Raw genomic sequence first — 19,243 nt, 5'->3', positions numbered from 1 at the left:
CGCGTATTATAGCCTAACGAAACTTTTGCTATACTCCATTTAGTAGAGTTCTTAACAGAACTCTACACACGTTTTCAAAGCAAAGCTTTAAAAACTACGTTAACACTAGGTTTTCTTCGGCAGAAAGCCCACGCACTTTTGGTGCTTATTTTATTCGTTTATTTTTAAAGGCTCAACATGATTATTTACATTCACGGATTTGGCTCAAGCGGGGAGGCGAGTAAGGCGAAGTTGCTTCGTGCGTATTGCCAAGAAAATAACATTCGTTTTATTGCGCCATCCTTGCCGACTATCCCTGACCTTGCTATTAAAACACTCAGTGAACTTATCGAATCCTACATGGAGCACGAGCCTGTGCATCTCATTGGAGCATCACTGGGTGGCTACTACGCACTCTATTTGGGCGATAAATACAATCTCAAAGCCGTACTGATTAACCCAGCGGTGAATGCGCCTGAGACCTTAGAGCGTGCCTTAAATCATGGGGTGAACTACTACGATAACTCAAGCTATGAGTGGAATGAAGGACACTTAGAGATGTTGGAGAGTTATGAAATCGAAGAGCCAAACCTTGAAAATCTTCTCGTTTTACTTCAAAAAGGCGATGAGGTCTTAGACTACGAAGAAGCGCTAGAGGTTTTAGAGGGGTCGAAGATGATTGTTGAAGAGGGTGGCACTCATAGCTTTGAGGGACTTGAGCGCCATATGCAGAGCATTAAACGCTTTTTGGGCGTCGCTTTAAAACTCTAATATTATTGAGCATCTTCACCGCAAAAAGTGTCAAAATCGTTCCTAAAATAATAAACCCATCAAGTTTTTCACCCAGAAAAATGGCACTTAAAATGATGGCTGAAAAAGGAACCAAAAAAATAAACGAACTCACCTCTGCCGCACCTAGTTTTTCAATGCCTAAGAAGTAGATGGTATTGGTAAACGTGGAGGCGGCAAGGGAGATGAGCGCTATATTGAGCCAAAAGATACCATCAAACGTCTCAAATGCCATCGAACGCACATCCACAAAAAAGAGCCAATCCAAAGCCACCGTGATAATGTACATGTAAAAGGTAAACACAATGGGTGAAATCTTTGTGGATTTGGAACTGATAATGGTCAAAATCGCCCATAAAATCGCTGCGAGTAGAAAGTAGAGGTTTTGTATGACAAAGATACGCTCCGTATCAAAACTCCAAATATGCATCATTGTGAGTACCCCAATCGCTCCAATAAAGAGGGCTAGAGCATCTTTTTTACTCACTTTTTTACTGCCTAAAAGCGCTAAAAAAACAAAGGTCAAAATAGGAATCAGTGTGGTGACCATCGCACCACCTAGGGAGGCTGTGCCAAATTTTGTTCCCAAATAGTAGTATTTGTTATAGAAAATGAGCGTGATGGAAACAAGGGTTACTAAGCCCAAACTTTTAAGGTCGATTTTAAACGAGTGTTTTAACCAGATAATGATAGGAACCATCGTAAGTGCGGTAATGCCAAAACGCATAAAAATCATCTCATACGCACTGATATAGTCTCCTAAAACTTTCACATTCACCCATGAACCACCCCATGCAATCATGCCAAAAAAGAGTAAAAGATAAAAAATATTTTTGTTGTTCATGATTTAATAGCGTGAAAACTTCACAGCTTGCGCTTTAGCTTCGATGCCACTCCAACGATTGTAAGAGACACCCACTTTTTCATAACGCACAAAAATAAGCGCATCAGCGCCTTTTTTCAAGCCTTCTTCTTTGAGTTTGGCTTCGGCTTCTTCTTTGGTGGGTTCTTTTCCCCAAGGATTGAGTTTCGTGAGGCTTACTTCTATTTCGCCTAAACTGGTATACGGACGCTCTGTTATATCAAGTTCGTACATCAATAAAGGATTGGCAGGGGCTATTTTCATCTCTTTGACCACAGCTACTGTTGGCTCCGGTGCTTTTTGACTCCAAAATGTGTAATTCAAACTCATGCTACACCCTGAAAAAAGAGCAGCAAAAAGAATAAGAGATAGTGTGTGTTTCATCCAAAAACTCCTTTAAAAGAAAGGCAAAGTGTACCATTTTTAACATTACATGTAAAAATTTGCTCTATAATACCTTAGACGAAGGAGGCAAGATGAAAAATGTAATCCTAAGCATCGCAAAACAAGCCATTAGTGATGGCTTAAAACAAACCAACACCCTCGATAAAAAACTTCTTTTAGAAAAATATCCTGAACTTTCAAACCCTAAAGCAACCTTTGTTACCCTCACTCTGCATGGAGCACTGCGTGGGTGTATTGGCTCATTGGTTGCCCATCGCTCACTTTTAGATGATCTCATTTACAATGCCAAAGCGGCTGCGTTTGATGACCCACGCTTTTATCCTTTAAGTGCGCAAGAGTTTTTACATGTAAAGATAGAAGTCTCTCTTCTAAGTGAGCCTGAAGTGATTGAATACAGCACAACTGAGGATTTAAAGTCGAAAGTCATTATAGGAAGTGATGGTATTATTTTAGAGTATGGAGCCCACAAAGCCACTTTTTTACCTCAAGTATGGGAACAGTTGCCAACGTTTGAGCACTTTTTTTCTCATCTATGTTACAAAGCGGGCATGGACTCAGATTGTTTAGATGTGCACCCAAAAATTTCACGATACAGGGTTGAAAAAATAGCGTAAGCTTTACATGTAAAAGGAGAACACGTGGATGAAAACACGAAAATCTGCTGTCGCTGGCATGTTTTATCCAGAAAGTTGCCACGATATTAAAGCCTTTATCACTCACTTTGAGAGTCAAATCAAAGAGCCAACATGTACGATTGTACCCAAAGCGCTCATTGTTCCTCATGCAGGGTACGTTTACAGCGGGTACACAGCCAACCTCGCTTACCACTACACCGCTTCTAAACGCTCTGATATTCACTGTGTGGTCGTTATAGGCCCTAGTCATCGCATCTATCTTGAAGGGGCTTCCATTGCTCTTTATGAGAGCTATCATACCCCATGCGGGGAGATTGCGATTGATTTAGAGTATTCCCATGCACTGCAAAAACGCTTTTCATTTCTTAGCTTTCATCCTAGTGCGCATGAAGAACACTCCACTGAGGTGCAAATGCCTTTTATTCGCCACTATTTCAAACATGTCAAAGTCGTTGAAATCGTCTATGGCGACATCACCCATGGGGAACTTTCCAATCTGATGGATGAGGTACTAAAAGAAGAGGGGAGACTACTGGTGGTGAGTACTGATTTGAGCCATTTTCATAGTGAAGAAGAAGCAAATGAGCTGGACAATCACTGCATTCAAGCCATCCAAAATCTCGACCTTCCTGCCCTCTCAAACGGATGTGAAGCCTGTGGCATTACGGGGATTAAAGCACTGGTACATGTAGCAGAAAAGCATCACCTAAAACCCCACTTTTTAGATTACCGCACCAGTTTTGATCGCAGTGGCGATGCGAGTCGTGTGGTCGGATATACGTCGTTTGTGCTGGGGTAGAAATAAATATACATTTGTTTCTAACATTTTTGCTAAAATATCCATCATTTAACAAGAAAGCCCTATCACATGAGAATAGATAAAATAGAAATAGAAAATTTTAAATTGTTTGATAAAGTAGAATTTAGCTTCAATGAACATTTCAATCTCATTATTGGTATCAACGGAAGCGGTAAAAGCTCACTTTTACGAGCACTTGCTGTTGCGCTTGGTGGCTGGGCGAATGCATATATTAAAGACGATAGAAACTTACGTCCTATAGAAAAAAATGAGATCAGAGAAATTCAAAAAGATGGACGATTTGATAAAACTAAAGATACTCTAATCAAAACTTACGGTGAAGCACGAGTTATAAATAGATATTCTAATGACCGTAAGGCCAATGTAGAATGGACGAGGAGAAGACAAGAAAATCAAGAGACAAGCTTAAGTGGTTCAATTCAATATGAAAACCCAGCAGACGGAACTTTTTCTACGTGGTATTCGCTTAATTTTAATACTCTTGGCTCTGATATCTTAAATTATGTAGATAAAGGACGAACTTTCGATTTGCCATTAATAGCTGTTTATGAATGTGATAGATTGTGGCTCGCAAAAAATCAACTCAATATTGAAGCTTCTGCTAAAGCACAATACTCACGTTTTGATCCTTATGTCGATTGTTTCCATACCGGGGCAAATCATGAAGCGATAGGCGAATGGCTTTTAAAACATGAATTGGCATCTCTTCAGCTAAAAGAAGAAACCCCTGTTTTACTATCTATCAAAAATGCTGTCAGAAACGCTCTTGAAAACTGTACCGATATAAGTTTTGATTTTGAAGAAGGTCGTGTTATTGTCGATTTTGAAGACAAGTCTATTCCTTTTGAGCACCTTAGTGATGGGCAAAGAACCATTTTAGGATTGTTTTGTGACATTGCAAGAAGAGCTGCTATTTTAAATCCTCATTTTGGTGGAGAAGCAAGTGAAAACACTTCTGGCGTTGTACTTATTGATGAGCTAGATTTACATTTACATCCCAAATGGCAAATGAAAATTATCGGTGATTTACAAAAAGTATTTCCTAATATTCAATTTATTTGTACGACTCATAGCCCAATTCTCTTAAGAAGCATTGAAAAAGAAAAAATTATTGTTTTAGAAGATGGCAAACAGTCTCAATCAGAGATTTTTTCTAAAGGTCGAGACATTAATTCAATTTTATATGATTTTATGGGTGTTCCCAAAAGAACACAAGAGTATGAAGATAAAGTAGATAATCTTTTTGGCTTTTTAGATGATGAGAATATAGAAAGAGCAGAAGAATTATTAACCGAACTTAAAAAAGATTACGGTGAGCGCGATGCTATTGTGATTGAAGCGCAAACGATGTTAGATGTGTTGAAACCGTAATGAAATTTATTGAAAAACAAAGGAATAGCGTAGGCTATAGAAGACTTCTTGAACTACAAAAAATTCCTGATAGCACCTATGATGATGTCAGTAATAATGTTTCAAAAAATGACTTTATCCGCAATGAAGTTCTCACTTCTTTACTAGAAGAGCAAGGCTATCTTTGCGCTTATTGCATGCAAAAAATAAGTTTATCCAATGCTTCTATTGAGCATATTATAGGGCAAAACTACGTAAAAGACAGTGTTGAATTAGGAAAGCAACATCAAATAAATTACGATAATTTTTTAGCTGTCTGTGAAGGTAAAAGTTGCAAAGGTAACCTGCATTGCGATAAAAGTAGAGCAGCGTATCAAAAAGAAAGACAGTTATTTGCAAATCCCCTTGAAAATCGCATTATGCAAAATATTAGATTCAACTCAAAAGGTTTGATTTACTACAAGGATTTCATTAAAATTGAAACGATAGAAACACTTAACAATCACGCTGATTTATACGAAGATTCCAACATTCGATATGACATTCACAAAGTTTTAAACCTTAATTGCCAAAATCTTAAAGCACGACGAGAAGCGATTATAAATGCTTTAAAGAGATTAACAAATAATTGGACTAAAAAAGGCAGAATTGAAACTGAACTTTCTAAATATCAAAGAAAACAAAGTGATGGATACATTGAATTTTGTCAAGTTGCGATTTATTTTTTAAATAAAAACCGATAACGCTCCCTTTTCAATTGTCTCTTTTTTATTTATACCAAATCTTTTTCTATCTTACTTACTCAACTTTCATGTACCCCAAATCGCTTTCGTTTCGCAGACGTTTTTCAATGCTCTCATAATAAGAAGGGGCAAGAGAAGGAATGTTTAAAATCGCTTCAAGGGTTTTTGCGTGTAAGTTAGGCTCTTTGAATGCTTCATTTGCCTCCCAAATTGAGATGGCGTCACCTCTGCCTCTTTGCACACTCACGCTCTCTCCTGCTTGCAGTTCTCCTTCACGCAAAACAGTGTAGTACCAACCGCTCAAACCACTCGTGAAAATTTCGTGGGTGAAGGTAGGATGATTCCATCGGCGTGAGATTTTCCAGCAAGGTTTTCGAGGTTGCGAAACCTGTAAAATAGCAGAACCAATGGTGTGAATATCGCCCAACATCACACTGCTTTCATGCAAACCGCTTAGGGTTAGATTTTCTCCTAAAGCACCATACGGCAACGAGGGAAGGGCTAGAAACTCTGCCCAATGCGGATAGTTTTCATAACTGTTCGCAAAGAGAGCCTTATGAATGCCTCCATGATGAAGCCTATCAGCCACTTCATCACCCTCCAATCCCATAAAACCCACATGCACTTTTCCCTCACAAGGCTCTTTCAAAAACCCGCTCTGCCACGCTTTTTCAAAAAAAGTTGTTTTGTTAGCATCGCCATAGTGTTGCACACGCCCTGTTTGTAAAGAGATGACTTTGGCTTCCATATACACTCCTCAGCTGTCAATGGGTATTTTACATGTAAAGAGGTGGTTTGTACCATGATATACGTCATGCGCTCTTTACATGTAAAGCACTCAAGCCTTACGAAACGCTTTTAAATTCGTACTCTATGCGGTGTTCATCCAAGCAGTGCATGGCAGTTTCTATCTCTTCGCCCTCGATATACACTGCCATACCACAATCACTGGAAAACTCTCTAGGTGTGGGGACTAACGAGACTTTATACGCTTCTATTTCACCTAAAAGTTCATGGGCATATAAGGCACTTGAAGTGGTAAAAAGTAAAAAATACCCTCTCACTGCGCTATCTCCCTCATCGCTAAAATGACGCTTTCTATCTCTTCATCGGTGGTGAAAAAAGAGGGTGAGAAGCGAATGGTTCCACCATATGGCAGTGTACCAATGCTTTTATGCGTTGCAGGCGAGCAGTGCAGACCCACTCTGGTTAAAATGCCATACTGATTATTGAGCGTTTGTGCGATACGTGAAAGGCTCTGCGCTTTAGGATACCATGACAACACACCTGTGGTGGCATACGCTTCATGCACATCACATACCACCACAGAATCTAAAGCTTTGAGTGCCTCTTTAAGCTGTGTTCTATGACGTATCTCATGGGCATACATCGCCTCATACCCTATGCTTTCTCTCCATTTTAGTGCGGCTAAAAGCCCTGCAATGGCTGGCATATTGGGTGTGCCACTCTCGTATTTATCAGGAAGCAAATCAGGCTGTATCTCCTCTTCGCTCCTGCTTCCAGTTCCGCCTTGCATAAAACTCTCTAGTACATCCATGCGTGAAGAAAGCGAAAAGAAGCCAAGCCCCATGGGCGCATAAAGCCCTTTGTGCGCTGAGGCACAGAGCATATCAATGCCATCTCTTTGCATATCTATATCAATGAGTCCCGCACTTTGCGAAGCATCCACGAGCAAATAAGCTCCTGCTTCACGTGCTAACGTAGCAAAAAAATCCAAAGGCATGAGCGCACCCGTGACATTATTCCCGTGCACACAGGCAATGAGTTTCACCCCATGCGAAAGCTCTTTGGCTACTTTTTTATCAAGTTTACATGTAAAGTCTGAGGGAATAAAGCGAAGTTTAATGCCTCTGGTTTTCTCCAACATACGAAGAGGGCGCATCAAGGCATTGTGTTCCAAAGAGGTGGTTAAAACCACATCTCCCTCTTTTAAAAGCCCGTACAAACAGGTGTTAATTGCCATAGTGGCATTCATGGTAAAAAAGGTACGCAAAAAATCCTTCTGCCCGATAAGCTTTGAGAGCGCTTTACGACACTGAAACATCACGGTGGCAGATTCGATGGAGAGGGTGTGCGCACTGCGTCCTGGATTGGCTCCTATCTGGGTCATAAAAGAGACCATTGCCTCCGTGACACACGGAGGTTTTGGAAAGGTAGTCGCAGCGTTATCGAGGTAAATCATTGAGCGTTTAATGTAAACTCTGTGGTGCCATCATCCAATGTTTTCACATCCACGCTGTAATTCGCATTGCGTGCAAAACGGGTCACATTCTCAGTCGCGGTGCCACAATCGGCTAAGACTTTGAGGCTTTTTACCCCTCTATCCATCGCTTGTTTGACTTCTAACACAGGGGAGGGGCATGAAAGCCCTCGTACATCAATGGTTTCCATAACTTATCTCCTCTCTTTGGCAAAAATGCCTAAAATAATACAAAAAATTAATCCCGCAAAAACCATAAACGGAGCGTTCGCACCAATACCAGCAGGGGAACTCGCTAAAGCAAAATTGTGCGCAACGCCTGCTCCCACAATAAGCCCCATAATAAACACACCCGCATCGCTATCACCCTCGCCACTTAAAACCAACTGACGACCAGGACAACCGCCGACTAATGTCAATGCTAAACCTGAGAGTACCATGCCTAAAAAGTTCCATAAGGCATCGTTATGTGCAATGGGCTGTTTCTCAAATCCCGCATGAAACTGACCCAAAAGCATGTTGGTGATAAACGCTAAAAGGACAAACGCTACCAAGCCTTGTAAAATGTGCGTCTCTTTAAGAAGCACGGTATCTCGCACAGCCGCAATGGTACAAAAACGACTTTTTTGAAAGACAAAACCTAATAAAAGGCCAACACCCAAAGAGATCAGCAACGGTGCATACATGGATCCAGGGCCTTTGGTTGAAAATTTCACAGGCGTTGCTTCGCCATACATTCCCCAAAGAAGCAAAGCTAAAAGCACCACACCAAAAAGAGGCATGATGTAACCCACCAAAGGATGCGCAGGGCGGTTACGTCCAAGAGAGAACCCTTTTTTGAAAAAGTAAATGCCCATTAAAATTCCTACGATTAATCCACCAAATCCCGCCAATGCTGTCCAATCCCCTGCGGAGAGACGTAAAAACATACGCCACGGGCATCCTAGAAAAACCAAAGCGCCTATCATCGCAAAAACGCCTAAGAAAAAGCGAGCTAAAGGTGCAGAACCCGCACGAGGCTTAAACTCTTTAAACAAAAAAGAAGAGACAAATGCTCCTAAAATAAGCCCAATAATTTCAGGACGAATGTACTGCACAATCGCCGCACTGTGAAATCCAAGCGCTCCTGAAATATCACGCAAAAAGCACGCCGCACACATACCCATGTTACCAGGATTACCAAATTTTGCCAATAAGGGTGCGGCAACACCAAAAATGACACCAGCCACGATAGGCCAATACGCCAATTTTCTAACCATACAAAAACCTTGAAAAATGAATTTTACATTGAAGTAATAACGTTTGCTAAACCTTAGCACTGTTTAAGAAGTTTGAAGGGCATATCTTATACTCTTTTTGCTGATTAAACATTAAAAGATGTGACGTTTTTACGTTTTACATGTAAAGCGTACTAAAGGGTACGCTTTACGAGAAGGAGTGACGCTCCAGCTTTTTCGTCTCTCTAAAAAGAAAGAAACTACGCCCAGCACTAAAGAGAATAAACGCCAACCATAAGCCGTGATTATCAAAGTAGGGGATAAAACTAAAATAGGCAACAACAAAGATAAAGAGAGAAAAGACCATCGAATCACGCACGGGCTTCGTGTAGGTGGCACCCGTAAAAACACCATAATAGACCAGTCCAATTCCCACACAAAAAGGAAAAATCGCCAGCCAAAGGGTGTACTCCAAACAAAGTGTTTGCACCGAAGCGATATCTGTAAAAAGCGCAATCATAGGCTTCTCAAAAAGAACTATCATCAAAGCCACTAGCATACTTAATCCAAAAACCATCACATTAGAAATCCGAAATACTTCATGGTACTGCTCTTTGTTTTTAGCCCCCACGGCACGCCCCGCAAAGATGCTTGAGGCATTGGCAAGTCCATCGAACAGATAAGAGATAATATACTGAATCTGAAACAAAATAGCATTTGCCGCCAAAATTTCCACTCCAAAACGGTTGCCTCGTGCGACAAACATATTGGTCATGGCTAGCAAACAGACGGTGCGAATCATCAAGTCGCCATTGACACTCATAATTTTTTTAAGCTCACCTTTGTGCAGAAGCTCCTCTTTAAAATGAACAATACGCTTAAAGGTGATGATTTTTGAGATAAACCAAAGCCCTAAAACAAACGCATACCCTTGAGCAATCAAGGTTGCATACGCCACACCCGCTACGCCAAAATCACAATAAAAGACAAACACCACATCGAGGATAATGTTAATAAGATTGGTTGAAATCTGAAGCCACATCGTCTCTTTAATGCGCTTTTGCCCCATAATCCAACCCAAATTCACATACCCAATCAAAACAAAAGGAGCACCCCAAATCAAAATCTCAAAGTAGGTCTGTGTACTCTCCAAAACTCTACTTTCAGGCTCATAAATGGCAAACGCCCCCTCTAAAATAGGCTGATGCAAACCAATAAAAATCACGCTAATGCACAGCGCAATAAAAAGAGGCCTAAAATAAGCAAAATAGATCTGCTTTTCACTTTGAGAGCCCAGCGCTTGTGCGGAAAATCCCGATGTTCCCACACGCAAAAAACCAAACAACCAATAAAGCGTGTTCAAAATGGCTGTACCAATGGCAACACCACCCACAAAAGCAGGCTCACCCAAACGCCCAATCACCGCCGTATCCACCGCACCCAAAAGAGGCTGTGTCACAGTCGAAATGACAAAGGGAATGGCGATACTTAAATACTCTTTATAACCCACAAAAAAACCTTAACAAAAATTTGGAATTTCAAGTGCTTCAACAGCCCCTAAAAGACTTTTGGAATAGGGGTGTGAAATATGCTTTAAATCTTCGATTTTATCGACACTTTCAACACATTCGCCCTCTTTAAAAAAAATCACCCTATCGCACAGATAAGTCACACACATCACATCGTGCGTAATGAACAAATAGGAGAGGTTATGCTTCTTTTTGAGCGCTTTTAAAAGCTCCAAAATCTGCAACTGCACCGAAACATCCAGTGAACTCACCGCTTCATCGAGCAAAATAAACTTAGGCTTTGTCGCAATGGCTCTGGCGATGCAGACCCTTTGAAGCTGACCGCCACTAAGCTCATGCGCATAACGCTCTAAAAACGACGTATCCAGTCCTACCTCTTCAAGGAGCGAAACAATGTAACCACGTTTCTCTTTGGCACAGGCAATACTTTCACCCAAGGCTTCTGCGATGACCTCTTTGATGCGAAAGCGAGGATTGATGGAGCTGGTATAGTCTTGAAACACAACGCTCATCTCTTTTTCATACGCTCTTTTTTCGCTCTTACCCTCAAAAGAGATGCTACCTTTATCGGCTTTTTCAATCCCTAAAATAATTTTTCCAAGGGTACTTTTACCACTTCCAGACTCACCAATCAACCCAACGCATTCGCCTCTTTTTACATGTAAAGAGACTCCTTTTAAAACCGCTTTGTGCTTTTTTTTAAAAAGCCCGTGCGATTCATAGTACCCTTTCACAACTCCTTGCACGTCTAACATACACACTCCTTCACACACGCTCTAAACGCCTCAATGAGCTTAAGACGTGTGGAGATAAGCTCCTTAGTCGGGGCTTCTTTTGGGGAAAAGATAATCTCTTTTGCCAAACCTTTCTCCACAATCACCCCTTGATGCATCACCATCATGGCATCGGATATTTGGCTTAAAATGCTCAAATCATGGGAGATAAAAATCATGCTGGTGTGGTAGAGTTCACGTACTTTTTTCAGCTCACGAATCACCTCGACTTGATTGACCACATCAATCGCCGTGGTTGGCTCATCGGCAATAATGACAGAGGGATTCAGCGCAATACAAAGCGCTATCATAATGCGTTGCAACATACCCCCGCTAAGCTGATGCGGGTACTTCTTTAAAATCGCCTCGCCATCACTGAGGTTCATCTTCTCAAACGACTCTAATATCAGGCTCAAAAGCGCTTTTTTCTCTTTTACATGTAAATGACTTTGCAGGGTTTCTAAGAGCTGATTTTCCATGTTAAAGAGAGGATTAAATGCCGTCATGGGGTTTTGAATAATCATACATATCTCTTTACCCCGAATCAGTGTTCGCTCTTTAGGCGACATTTTTAAAATATCTTTGCCATTAAACCACACTTCACCCTCAACGTGAAAACGCTCATCCAACAACCCCATCACCGCTTTACATGTAATACTTTTTCCACTGCCAGACTCACCTAAAATGCCTAAACAGTGATTTTTCTCTAAGGTAAAAGTAACATCACGCACCAAAGGGTGCAAGCCTTGTTTCGTGCGCACACTCACGCACAGGTTTTTCACCTCGAGTATCATTTGTTAGCTCCTCTTACATCTAGCATATCTCGCAGAGCATCGCCTAAAATGTTAAAACTCGCCACCACCACCAAAATGGCAAGCCCTGGGGCTATCATTTGCGAAGGATTGGACATGAGGACATTTTTAGCTTCACTGAGCATCGCACCCCATTCAGGAAAAGGCGGCTGAATCCCTAAGCCCAAAAAGGAGAGTGTTGAGATGTTAATGATAACCCAACCCATATCAAGCGTGGCTAAAACGACAATTTCAGAGCTAATGTTAGGAAGCAGATGCCGTGCGATAATAAACCTATCGCTCTTGCCAATCGTCTTAGCAAAAAGCACATAGTTTTTATAGTTATAGCCTGCCACCATCCCTCGAATCATTCTCGCATACCACGTCCACTTAATAACAATGTTCGCAATAATGATATTTTCAATGCCCACACCCAAAACACCCACAATGGCTAAAATCATCACTTGACTGGGAAAAGAGAGCATCACATCGCAAAAGCGCATCATCATCTCATCGACCACACCTTTGTAATAGCCCGAAATCACCCCTATGACAACGCCAATGCCAATGGTACATACCATCGTGAGCATCGCCAAAAAGACGGTGTTGCGAATCCCAAAGACCAAACGTGAGTAGATACACCGCCCCAAATGATCTGTCCCCAAAGGATACTCCCACGACATCCCCGCAAATTTAAAGGCAATGTTCTGCTCTAGCGGGTCATACAAGCTAAAAAAAGGAGCAAAAACTCCCATCATCACCACCGTTGCCAAAATCGACAGCGCTAAAATCGCTAATTTATCACTCAACAGTCGCTTCATGCCTTACATGCTCCGTCTCTGTTTAGGGTCTAAATAGGTTTGTACAATGTCCACAAAGAGGTTACAAAAGACAAACAACAGCCCCATCATTAAAATGTAGGCTTGAATAATCGGATAATCTCGGTTAAAAATTGCGCTAATACACAACCTTCCAATACCTGGTATCGCAAAGATATTCTCAATGACAAAGGTTCCTGCAATAAGTTGCACCACGCTCATACCAAGGGCATTCATGGTTGATTGCAAAGAGTTGGTAAAAAGGTGCTTAAGAACAATAACCCCCTCGCTAATACCTCGAACCCTCGCATAAAAGAGGTAGTTCTCTTGCATGTTTTCTAACATGGAGTTACGAATGAGACGAATGTAGGTTGAAACATAGGTCATGGAGAGCGTGATGGCAGGTAAGATGTAGTGCGCAAAACTGGTGGCGCCACTGGTGGGTAAAAGATTAAAATGAATGGCAAAGACCCACATCAAAATAAGACCAAGCCAATAATTAGGGATAGCGGTAAATAAAAACATAAAAACGCGCGTTACTTTGTCTGTGATGGAGTCTTTAAACACCGCACTTAAAATACCAATGGGAAAACTCACCACAATCACGATAACAAACGAGAAAAATGCCAGTTTGAGTGTCGCAGGAAGACTTCTTGCTATCTCATCAAAGACCAAACGGTTGTGGTTGATGTAAGAGCTTCCAAAATCCAAACGCAAACAGTCATACAGCCAATTCACATAGCGCACCAAAAAAGGATCATTCAAGCCTAAACTCTCTCGCATGGAAGCCACCGCTTCATGGGTAGGAATAATTTCATTCACCCGAAGCGCTACTTCAGCAGGATCGGAGGGGATAAAACTAATCAAAACAAACGCAATAAACGAGATAGCTAACATCATAGGGAGGGTGAAGAATAGACGCTTTAAAATATAATTTCTCATTCACTTCCTTGCTTTACATGTAAAAACCCCTGTACGCTAAAACGCACAGGGTTTAGGGAGCGGTTATTTAACACGCATTCGCTCAAAAGGAACTTCATACTTCGAGACATCAAAGCCGACATTTTCAAGCTTTTGGTTGAAAATCGCACGGTTTCTCTCGTAGGTTAATGGCAAATAGACCGCTTCATCGTGAAGTCTGGTTAAGACAAAACGGTAGTGTTCTTGACGTTTAATCTCATCCGTACTCTCAAGCGCATGTAAAATGGTCTCATCAATTAAGGCTTTATCTTTAAGTCCTTGTTGCGCCAAATAATCCCCGTAAACGACTTTTCGCATACCCGCTAAGAAAGATTGTGGATCGTATGGCATCCCCCATGAGATGTTAAACACCATCTGAAACGATCCTGCTTTCATACGGTCACGATTGGCTTGTTCTTCTTCACCCACGATGTTGAGGTTCATACCAATTTTGGTAAATTCTCCTTGTAAAAACTCGGCAATGGTTTTATCGGTGACATTGTTGCTGTTGTAATTTAAAGTAATAGCTAATTCACGTCCTTCTTTTTGGCGGTATTTTTTACCTTCAACTTTCATCCAACCAGAAGCTTCTAAAAGCGCTTCCGCTTTGGCTTTATCAAATGCATAGGGAGTTAATCCAATGTTCGCATAAGGGGTATTTTTAGAGAGCAACAAATCAGCTGGACTTTCAATGCCCGCAAAAATCGCTTTAGAAATCGTCTCTTTATCGGTTGCGTGCTGAATCGCTTTACGAACATTCACATCACCCGTGATGGCATCGGTGGTATTAAGCAAAATCATACGGGTTGAGAGAGGCTCGGAGATAGCACTACTAAAGCCTTTAAGATTTGCAAATTTGTTGTAGGCGGCTGAATCGACCATATTGACACCAAAAACAAGATCAATCTCGCCTTTTTCAAGCGCCATCAAACGGGTTTGATTATCAGGAATCACTTTAACAATGACTTTTTGAAGCTCTGGTTTTTTGCCCCAATAATTAGGATTGAGCTCAAACACCGCATACTCATCTTTATGGTTCTCTTTTAAGACGTAACGCCCCGTTCCACTAAGAGCACTCACGCCATCTTTGGTTGTCCCATTAATAAACGCCTTTGGAGAGATAAAACGAAACGGGCGAATCACGCCAAGTTCTACTAAAAGTGGGTAATAAGGAGCATCGAGTTTAAGGGTCAGCTCATACTCACCACTGGCTTGTACCGCTTCGCCACCTTTTTGATTAATTGCGTCCATCAAACGTACAGACTCTAACCATCCGTGGCGTTTAATGTTGCTTAAAATCGCATCGAAATTGGCTTTGGCAGCTTTGGCGTTAAACTTTTCGCCATCTGAAAATGAGACATCTTCACGCAGTTTAAACACATAGGTTTTTCCCTCATCTGAAATCTTCCATTCAGTCGCTAACCACGGCTCAATTTTACCGTCACTAGCAATATGTACCAACGATTCAAACAACATATTTTGAGCGTACAACTCACCACTGTACAAATGCGGATTTAAATCCCTAATATCTCTAAAATTGGCAAATGTAACTACCTGCTCACTCTTTTTTGGCGCTTCTGCTTTTGGCTCTTCTTTGGGTGAAGAGAAGTAAAAGCCCACACCAATGACCACTAACGCTAAAATCGCTAAACCGATTTTTTTCATGCAAACCCTTTCGTCAAAACTATTTTTTTGATAACAAAAATCAAATAGAATCCTAACATAAAAATGATTATCAAGTCAAACGTAATAATTATTGATAATAAAAAAATAAAAACCAAGAAAAATTAAGCTCTTCAAATGTATTATTTGATTTTTATTATCAATATTTTAGGAGAATATATGAAATTTTCACGTTTAAGTTTAGTGGCTATGGCGGCACTTGCTACGCTTTCAAACAACGCTTTTGCAGCAGACAATCTTGAAGATGCGTTTAAAAACGGTAAAGTAGCAGGGGAGATTCGTGCCTACTATTTTAGCAAAGATATCCCCAATGACCACAAAGGGCATGAAGATATTTTTGCCACAGGTTTAATGCTTAACTACGTCACCGATAGCTTTATGGGATTTAGAGCAGGTGCTACGTTTCAATCGAGCGCAACGCCGTTCGTGGATGATGATGGCAAAACGATGTTTAAAAAAGATATGTGGGCGCAAGGGGCACAACTCTCTGAAGCCTATCTTGCGTATGCTTTAGGTAAAACCGATGTCAAAGTAGGGCGTATGTATATGGGAACACCGCTCATTGCAGGCAGTGGCTCACGCCTCATTCGTGAGTCCTTTGAGGGAGCGCTTATTACCAACAAAGATATTCCTGATACCACTTTAGGTGCAGTTTACATCGACAAATTTCAAGCACGTACCAACCGAGATGGCGACATTGGCGAGTTTGAAGATTATTACGATGGAATGTACTCTCTTTATGCGATTAACAAATCTATTGCGGGACTCACCCTCACAGGTGCATGGGCATACATGAACGATGACAACACGCTAAATTCTAACCTCAATATTTACAACCTTGAAGCCCTCTATGCCAATAAAATAGGTGTATTTGGTTATAACCTAGGCGCTCAATACTGGTTCAATGACTATGGCTCTGTCAGTGCAGGCGAAGATGACTCTATCGCTGGCTATGGTCTAAAAGCGGGGGCAAGTTATGCAGACCTTAGTGGTTATATTGCTTACTCTAAAATCTCCGATGATGATAACACCCCAATGGGTCAATTACTCCATGGTGCGGGCAATGGTACAGACCTTATCTATACAGCTTCCATCATCGGTTCATACAGTTACTATGCTGATATGAAAGCCTATGCAGCAGGTTTGGATTACAAAATCAATCCTTCCGCCCATATTGGTACGGTGTATGTTACAACCACACACGATGCCAATTTTGCAGCCGACGCTGACGTCTCTTACACAGGTTTTTACGCCTCTTACAGCTTTAATGGAGCACTTAAAGGCTTAAGTGTTGTCGCACAATACGAAACGATTGGTCAAGACGCCGATGGCGACCAATTCCGCTTTAAAGGCTCTTATAAATTCTAAGTACCTTTCTAGGCACAGGAGTGACTTTTTTCACTCCTCTGAGAGATTTTACATGTAAGCTTAAAAACAAATGCGATATAATCACTCAACTTTTTTAAGGCTTACATGTCAATGATAAATAACGAAATTTTCTACCTTTTTGCCATCATCTCAGTGGGATACATCTTAGGCAATATTAAAATTAAAGGCTTCTCTTTAGACGTAACTGCCATGCTGATTGTCGCACTCATTGCGGGGCATTATGGTATGGTTATTTCTGATGCGTTTCAGTACTTTGGTTTGGCGATTTTTATCTACGCCGTGGGACTTCAGTCAGGTCCTGGTTTTTTTGACACCATCAAAAATGAAGGACTCAAATTTAACCTTATCGCTGTGGTGCTTTTGCTGATGCTTTTTGCTATTATTTTTACCTGCGGATATATCTTTAAGATGCCTCGCACCATTACTGATGGTATTTTTGCAGGAGCATTGACCTCTGTTCCAGCCCTCGCTGCCGCCCTTGAGATTAAAAATACCGCAACCACTTCAGTGATGTTTGGTTTGGTCTATCCTTTTGGTATTGTGGTGACCGTTTTGTTTATGCGTTTTTTACCCGTGCTCTTTCGTGTGGATTTACAAAAAGAGGTTGAGGCGTATGAAGCAGCACAAAAAACTCGTTTTCCTGACATTCACACCCGAAATTTTCGCATTACCAATGAAAATTTTAAAACCAGTGAGATTAAAAAATCCAAAATCGAAGCGATGACTGCTACGGTTATTGAGCGGATGAGTTTAGATGGCACCGTAGAACACGATGACGATGATGCTATCTTGCATTTTGGCGATGTCATCCGTGTGGCAGGAACCGATGAGCAACTGGCCAACTTAAGCATTGTATTAGGACAAGAGATAGGGGAAGAACATGTCTTTAAAGACGATATGGCAGTGCTTAGGCTTCTTACCACCAACAAAGAAATTGTAGGTAAAAAAATAGGTATGATTAAAGAGCTAAAGTCTTTGCGTACGGTGATCACGAAAGTGAGACGTGCGGGTATTGACATTCCCTCTTATCCAAACTTAACCTTACGCCTTGGCGATAAACTCTATGTCGTTGCCCCTGAAATGTACGTTGAAAAAGTAACCAAATTCATTGGTAATGATTTATTAAAATACCCAGCCGCAGACTTTTTACCCATCTCCTTAGGGGTTGTTTTGGGTATTTTGCTGGGAAGCATTCCCTTCTTTATTCCAGGAGTAGGCGCCATTAAACTCAGCTTCGTTGGGGGCATTTTAATTACAGCGTTGGTGTTAGGACGTTTGGGGCGTGTAGGACCGATTGTGTGGAACCTTTCACCGCACTCAACCACGCTTCTAAAGACACTCGGACAGCTCATCTTTATCGCAACCCTAGGAACCAATGCGGGAAAATACCTGCTCGAATCTTTGCACAATAACGGCTTTTTACCCATCGCCATTGCGTTGGGTGCGCTTGTCGTTTCACTGGGGCTTGTTGCCTTTACATGTAAAGTCATTTTAAAGATGAATTTCATCGATATTTTGGGTGTTCTCTCAGGGGCTATGACCTCTACACCTTCTTTAACGATGGCAAACAATATGACCAAAACGGACTACCCTTCCATCGCCTATGCGGCGGTTTATCCTCTAGGACTGGTTTTGGTCATCGTCCTTGCACAATTAGGCATGAAGATAATGTAAATGCAGATGCAAATTCTTACGCATAATCATTGGCTAAACAACTATGTTTTAAACAAGGAGTTTAGCTTGAAAGCTGGGATTTCATCCAATGCCTACCGTTACTGGAAAAATGTCGAAGCGGCAAAATTTGATGATGCGAGGGTGGTTTTTTTACGCAAAGAGAGCATTTTGCCTCGTTATAAAGCCATTCTCAAAGAGTGCACCGACCTTACAGGCATGGTACAATCCCAAGCCTTCTGCAAATACACAGGACTTGCTCCCTCTCATCTTATCGAGAAAAACAACTCATGCATCTATAAAGCCCTAGACATTATAGATGTCTGCGATGTCAAGTTTGTCAATCTCAAAAAATTTTATGACGACTTAAATCTAAACTATAATTACCACATTTATATCGAAAAATGCAAATATTTTGGACCCTCTCCCTTTGAAAAAAAAATTCAACTCAGCCATGGTATTTGCGTGGGATATTATTAAACTTCTTTGCTATAATCACGCATTAGACTTCTTTCATAACCCTTGAAAAGATGAAGAGTTTGTTTAGAGTGCGTTAATTTTTAAAACTCAAAATTGAGTCATAGCCGCGTAGCTATGGCGATGTTTTT

21 protein-coding genes are annotated in these 19,243 nt (G+C 41.2%); 8 read left to right on the top strand and 13 right to left on the bottom strand.

What is annotated here, in order from left to right:
- Positions 1–177 precede the first annotated feature (177 nt).
- The gene (locus SDEL_RS00190; RefSeq protein ID WP_012855841.1) at positions 178–750 is read left to right on the top strand and encodes a YqiA/YcfP family alpha/beta fold hydrolase; all 573 of its coding nucleotides are present in this window, start codon (positions 178–180) and stop codon (positions 748–750) included.
- Here the strand turns inward: SDEL_RS00190 and SDEL_RS00185 are convergent.
- Both SDEL_RS00185 and SDEL_RS00180 read right to left on the bottom strand, forming a co-directional pair.
- On the bottom strand, positions 716–1,612 hold the full coding sequence (locus tag SDEL_RS00185; RefSeq protein ID WP_012855840.1) for a DMT family transporter: 897 nt from the start codon (positions 1,610–1,612) through the stop codon (positions 716–718). The two genes, SDEL_RS00190 and SDEL_RS00185, sit on opposite strands and share 35 nt — an antisense overlap.
- 3 nt (positions 1,613–1,615) lie before the next feature.
- Positions 1,616–2,014 (bottom strand): hypothetical protein, encoded by a 399-nt coding sequence (locus tag SDEL_RS00180; protein WP_012855839.1) that lies wholly within the window; start codon positions 2,012–2,014, stop codon positions 1,616–1,618.
- Between the two features lie 92 nt (positions 2,015–2,106).
- Between SDEL_RS00180 and amrA the strand changes: the two genes are divergently transcribed.
- The 4 genes from amrA to SDEL_RS00160 all read left to right on the top strand — a co-directional run bounded on the left by amrA (position 2,107) and on the right by SDEL_RS00160 (position 5,583).
- On the top strand, positions 2,107–2,649 hold the full coding sequence (gene amrA / locus SDEL_RS00175; RefSeq protein WP_012855838.1) for an AmmeMemoRadiSam system protein A: 543 nt from the start codon (positions 2,107–2,109) through the stop codon (positions 2,647–2,649).
- A gap of 28 nt (positions 2,650–2,677) precedes the next feature.
- Positions 2,678–3,469: an AmmeMemoRadiSam system protein B gene (gene amrB / locus SDEL_RS00170; protein ID WP_012855837.1), complete on the top strand. Its 792-nt coding sequence runs from the start codon at positions 2,678–2,680 to the stop codon at positions 3,467–3,469.
- 69 nt (positions 3,470–3,538) lie between these two features.
- The gene (locus SDEL_RS00165) at positions 3,539–4,861 is read left to right on the top strand and encodes an AAA family ATPase (protein ID WP_012855836.1); all 1,323 of its coding nucleotides are present in this window, start codon (positions 3,539–3,541) and stop codon (positions 4,859–4,861) included.
- The gene (locus tag SDEL_RS00160) at positions 4,861–5,583 is read left to right on the top strand and encodes an HNH endonuclease family protein (RefSeq protein ID WP_012855835.1); all 723 of its coding nucleotides are present in this window, start codon (positions 4,861–4,863) and stop codon (positions 5,581–5,583) included. The genes SDEL_RS00165 and SDEL_RS00160 overlap by 1 nt, the downstream gene beginning before the upstream one ends.
- 55 nt (positions 5,584–5,638) lie before the next feature.
- Here SDEL_RS00160 and SDEL_RS00155 read toward each other — a convergent pair whose 3' ends face one another.
- The 11 genes from SDEL_RS00155 to nikA all read right to left on the bottom strand — a co-directional run bounded on the left by SDEL_RS00155 (position 5,639) and on the right by nikA (position 15,557).
- A complete protein-coding gene (locus SDEL_RS00155; RefSeq protein WP_012855834.1) occupies positions 5,639–6,331 on the bottom strand; it encodes an MOSC domain-containing protein in 693 nt (230 codons plus the stop codon).
- Positions 6,332–6,428: 97 nt separating this feature from the next.
- Positions 6,429–6,647 carry a putative Se/S carrier protein gene (locus SDEL_RS00150; protein ID WP_012855833.1) on the bottom strand — a complete coding sequence of 73 codons (219 nt, stop codon included), beginning with the start codon at positions 6,645–6,647 and terminating at the stop codon, positions 6,429–6,431.
- Entirely contained in the window at positions 6,644–7,786 is a 1,143-nt protein-coding gene (locus tag SDEL_RS00145; protein WP_012855832.1) for an aminotransferase class V-fold PLP-dependent enzyme, read from the bottom strand. The genes SDEL_RS00150 and SDEL_RS00145 overlap by 4 nt, the downstream gene beginning before the upstream one ends.
- The gene (locus tag SDEL_RS00140) at positions 7,783–7,995 is read right to left on the bottom strand and encodes a sulfurtransferase TusA family protein (RefSeq protein WP_012855831.1); all 213 of its coding nucleotides are present in this window, start codon (positions 7,993–7,995) and stop codon (positions 7,783–7,785) included. Before SDEL_RS00140 ends, SDEL_RS00145 begins: the two co-directional genes overlap by 4 nt.
- 3 nt (positions 7,996–7,998) lie before the next feature.
- On the bottom strand, positions 7,999–9,063 hold the full coding sequence (yedE, locus tag SDEL_RS00135; protein ID WP_012855830.1) for a YedE family putative selenium transporter: 1,065 nt from the start codon (positions 9,061–9,063) through the stop codon (positions 7,999–8,001).
- A 166-nt stretch (positions 9,064–9,229) separates the two neighbouring features.
- The gene (locus SDEL_RS00130; protein WP_012855829.1) at positions 9,230–10,531 is read right to left on the bottom strand and encodes an MATE family efflux transporter; all 1,302 of its coding nucleotides are present in this window, start codon (positions 10,529–10,531) and stop codon (positions 9,230–9,232) included.
- Between the two features lie 9 nt (positions 10,532–10,540).
- Complete coding sequence (locus SDEL_RS00125; protein ID WP_012855828.1) at positions 10,541–11,305, bottom strand: ABC transporter ATP-binding protein; 765 nt, start codon at positions 11,303–11,305, stop codon at positions 10,541–10,543.
- Positions 11,299–12,117: an ABC transporter ATP-binding protein gene (locus SDEL_RS00120; RefSeq protein ID WP_012855827.1), complete on the bottom strand. Its 819-nt coding sequence runs from the start codon at positions 12,115–12,117 to the stop codon at positions 11,299–11,301. The genes SDEL_RS00125 and SDEL_RS00120 overlap by 7 nt, the downstream gene beginning before the upstream one ends.
- Entirely contained in the window at positions 12,114–12,935 is an 822-nt protein-coding gene (gene opp1C / locus SDEL_RS00115; protein WP_012855826.1) for a nickel/cobalt ABC transporter permease, read from the bottom strand. The genes SDEL_RS00120 and opp1C overlap by 4 nt, the downstream gene beginning before the upstream one ends.
- Before the next feature lie 3 nt (positions 12,936–12,938).
- Positions 12,939–13,874 (bottom strand): nickel ABC transporter permease subunit NikB, encoded by a 936-nt coding sequence (nikB, locus tag SDEL_RS00110; RefSeq protein WP_012855825.1) that lies wholly within the window; start codon positions 13,872–13,874, stop codon positions 12,939–12,941.
- 63 nt (positions 13,875–13,937) lie between these two features.
- Entirely contained in the window at positions 13,938–15,557 is a 1,620-nt protein-coding gene (gene nikA, locus SDEL_RS00105; RefSeq protein ID WP_012855824.1) for a nickel ABC transporter substrate-binding protein, read from the bottom strand.
- Between the two features lie 177 nt (positions 15,558–15,734).
- Here nikA and SDEL_RS00100 point away from each other — a divergent pair, with 177 nt between their 5' ends.
- The 3 genes from SDEL_RS00100 to cheQ all read left to right on the top strand — a co-directional run bounded on the left by SDEL_RS00100 (position 15,735) and on the right by cheQ (position 19,115).
- Positions 15,735–16,943, top strand: coding sequence for an OprD family outer membrane porin (locus tag SDEL_RS00100; RefSeq protein WP_012855823.1), 1,209 nt, complete (start codon positions 15,735–15,737; stop codon positions 16,941–16,943).
- A 111-nt stretch (positions 16,944–17,054) separates the two neighbouring features.
- The gene (locus SDEL_RS00095) at positions 17,055–18,638 is read left to right on the top strand and encodes an aspartate:alanine exchanger family transporter (protein ID WP_041666195.1); all 1,584 of its coding nucleotides are present in this window, start codon (positions 17,055–17,057) and stop codon (positions 18,636–18,638) included.
- Positions 18,639–19,115 (top strand): cheVAW transcriptional regulator CheQ, encoded by a 477-nt coding sequence (cheQ, locus tag SDEL_RS00090; RefSeq protein ID WP_012855821.1) that lies wholly within the window; start codon positions 18,639–18,641, stop codon positions 19,113–19,115. It begins immediately after the preceding gene.
- The last annotated feature ends 128 nt before the right edge of the window (positions 19,116–19,243 follow it).

The organism is Sulfurospirillum deleyianum DSM 6946 (assembly GCF_000024885.1).
In the GTDB taxonomy this organism is placed as follows: domain Bacteria; phylum Campylobacterota; class Campylobacteria; order Campylobacterales; family Sulfurospirillaceae; genus Sulfurospirillum; species Sulfurospirillum deleyianum.
This window is presented reverse-complemented; position numbering and strand designations above follow the sequence as displayed.